2 protein-coding genes are annotated in these 3,340 nt (G+C 63.7%); both read right to left on the reverse strand.

Annotated elements, in window-relative coordinates; genetic code table 11:
* Positions 1–621: hypothetical protein (locus tag H8B02_RS46325; RefSeq protein WP_229172377.1), on the reverse strand; the 621-nt coding region annotated here is incomplete at its 3' end.
* A partial coding sequence (gene uvrB, locus H8B02_RS46330; protein ID WP_283842323.1) for an excinuclease ABC subunit UvrB occupies positions 606–3,340 on the reverse strand: 2,735 nt, incomplete at its 5' end. The genes H8B02_RS46325 and uvrB, both read right to left, overlap by 16 nt.

Genomic DNA, 3,340 nt, shown 5'->3' on the forward strand with positions numbered 1-3,340 from the left:
CACCGTTCGCACAATGGATCTCTGCAGAGCGGCGAACTCCATGATGTCTTTTTGCAGGTTGCGTGCCGACTTTGTCGCCGCGGACTTACATTCGGCGACAACGACGGTGTCATCATCTTTCGCAAACACATCAACTTGCTTTGATACGTCTTTATCGCCCTTTGAATCCGTTATTTGAATCTTGAATTTTCGTCCGGCGTTCAGTTCATCGTATCCTAGGTAATATAGGACCGACCAAAATCGATTCTCCAAGATTTCGTCGTGAGTTTTGGATTTCTCGAAAACTAAGCGACCGTCCTTTAGCTCGCGTCCGGTTGCACTCCAACCGTCCGCGATCATCTTCTCTCGGTCTGCCGGATGCGCTTTGATCTGCTGAAAGCGCTGCTTGCGCTTCTTCAATTCCGCGACACGTTCGGCTTTGCTGCAAGCCAGCCCTTCCAGCATGATTTCTAGATTCCCCCGATTCGCAAATGCACCAACAGGTAGCACCGTTAGGTTGATGACACTAACGCTTCGAGGAAATTCAAGGAGGTATTCGCCAAAAGTGTAGGGGAAACACTGCCTAAAGGAGAGGAATTGTTGCGGTGCCGCAGTGGTGCGGCACATTACCGCTTCTTCCACCCGCCCCGTTTCCCCGGCGCCCCGCCGCTCGATCGCGGCGACGGCCCGAACTCCGGCCCGGACTGCCGTGAGTCCGTCGGCTGGATGATCCGGCTCGTCGTGCCGAACGGCTTTGCCGGCAGTGCGCCGTCGGGGCGGAACGGCAGCGATTCCGGGCCGTGCATCTCGTCGAGGTCGGGCTTGTGCACCCGTGAGCCGGACTTGCCGCCGCGGCCCGCCTTGAGCGAGGTCTGCGCGGGCTTGTTCTTCAGCGCCGCCACCGGCAGGTTGGCGGCGTCGCCGTACTTTCTTGTGCCGGCATAGGCGCCGGCCTGCTTCTGCACGTTGCGCTGCTTGGCGGTCGGATCGTCGACCACGGCCATCTCGGTGGCGCGCAGGCGCTTGACCTCGTCGCGCAGCCGCGCGGCTTCCTCGAAGTTCAGGTCGGCCGCGGCCTCGCGCATCCGTGTTTCGAGGTCGCTCAGCACGGCCTCGAAATTATGCCCGATCGAGATCACGTCGTCGGCCATGCCGCCATCGCCGATCTCGACCAGCACGTGGTCGCGCTCGTAGACGGAGCTGAGGATGTCGCCGATCGACTTCTTCACGCTCTCCGGCGTGATGCCGTTGGCCTCGTTGTATTCGACCTGCTTCTCGCGGCGGCGGTTGGTCTCGGCGATGGCGCGCTCCATCGAGCCGGTCATCTGATCGGCATAGAGGATCACCTTGCCGTCGACGTTGCGCGCGGCGCGGCCGATGGTCTGGATCAAAGATGTTTCGCTGCGCAAAAAGCCTTCCTTGTCGGCATCGAGGATCGCGACCAGCGCGCATTCGGGAATGTCGAGGCCCTCGCGCAGCAAATTGATGCCGACCAGCGCGTCGAATGCGCCGAGGCGGAGATCCCTGATGATCTCGATGCGCTCGATGGTGTCGATATCCGAGTGCATGTAGCGGACGCGGATGCCCTGCTCATGCAGATATTCGGTGAGATCCTCCGCCATGCGCTTTGTCAGCACCGTGATCAGCGAGCGGTAGCCGGCCTGCGCGGTGGCGCGGACCTCGCCTACGAGGTCGTCGACCTGGGTGCGGGCGGGGCGAATATTGACAGGAGGATCGATCAGCCCGGTCGGGCGGATCACCTGCTCGACGAACACGCCGCCGCTTTCGTTGATCTCCCAGCCGCTCGGCGTCGCCGACACCGCGACCGTCTGCGGCCGCATCATGTCCCATTCCTCGAAGCGGAGCGGGCGGTTGTCCATGCAGGAGGGCAGGCGGAAGCCGTATTCGGCGAGCGTTGCCTTGCGGCGGAAGTCGCCGCGGAACATGCCGCCGATCTGCGGCACGGTGACGTGGCTTTCGTCGGCGAACACCAGCGCGTTGTCGGGCACGTATTCGAACAGCGTCGGCGGCGGCTCGCCGGGGCGGCGACCGGTCAGATAGCGCGAATAGTTCTCGATGCCGGCGCAGCTTCCGGTCGCCTCCATCATCTCGAGATCGAAGGTGGTGCGCTGCTCCAGCCGCTGCGCTTCCAGCAGGCGGCCCTGGTCGTTGAGCTGGTCGAGCCGCATCTTCAATTCTGATTTGATCGACTTGATCGCCTGCACCAAGGTCGGGCGCGGCGTCACATAGTGCGAATTGGCGTACATCTTGATGAATTCGAGCTCGTCCTGCTTGTGGCCGGTGAGCGGATCGAACTCCTCGATGGTCTCGATGGTGTCGCCGAACAGGTTCACGCGCCAGGCGCGGTCCTCATAGTGCGCCGGGAAGATATCGATGACGTCGCCGCGAACCCGGAAGGTGCCGCGGGGGAAGTCGGCCTGGGTGCGCTTGTATTGCAGCGCGACCAGGTCGGCGATCAGCTGCCGCTGGTCGATGCGCTCGCCCTTCTTCAGCGCGAAGGTCATCGCGGTGTAGGTCTCGACCGAGCCGATACCGTAGATGCAGGACACCGAAGCGACGATGATGACGTCGTCGCGCTCGAGCAGCGCGCGCGTCGCCGAATGGCGCATGCGGTCGATCTGCTCGTTGATCGAAGAATCCTTCTCGATGTAGGTGTCGGTGCGCGGAACGTAGGCTTCCGGCTGGTAGTAGTCGTAATAGCTGACGAAATACTCGACCGCGTTGTCGGGGAAGAAGCTCTTGAACTCGCCATAGAGCTGCGCGGCCAGCGTCTTGTTCGGCGCCAGGATCAGCGCCGGGCGCTGCGTCGCCTCGATCACCTTGGCCATAGTGTAGGTCTTGCCCGAGCCGGTGACGCCGAGCAGCACCTGGGTGCGGTCGTTGCGCCCAATGCCTTCGACCAGCTCCGCGATCGCCGTCGGCTGGTCGCCCTTGGGCTCGTAGGACGACTTGATCTCGAACCGCACGCCGCCTTCGGATTTCTCCGGGCGCGGCGGCCGGTGCGGGGTCCACACCCGCATCGAGCCGTCATCCCTGCGGAACTCCGGGCGGCCGTCGCGGATCAGGTTCTCCAGCGCGTCGGCGGTCGCCTTGACGCCAAGCGCTTCCATCTTGCTGCGCGGCGGACGGGCGAGCGCCTCGTCATCGTCCTCGGCGGTCGGCAGCCCGAGTTGCCGCGCCAGTTCCGGATCAAGCGTCGGGATGGTGGCCGAGGTGCCGTAATTGGCCTGCGGGGCTTCCTCGAGGCCGGACGCGTCGCGCCTGGCGACGTCCTCGCTGGTCTCGCGCGTCGACGCCCGCGCACGATGCGCCGCAGCCTCGCCGCCGGCGCGACGGTCCC

Origin of the sequence: Bradyrhizobium altum, assembly GCF_020889705.1 — a bacterium.
Classification (GTDB): domain Bacteria; phylum Pseudomonadota; class Alphaproteobacteria; order Rhizobiales; family Xanthobacteraceae; genus Bradyrhizobium; species Bradyrhizobium altum.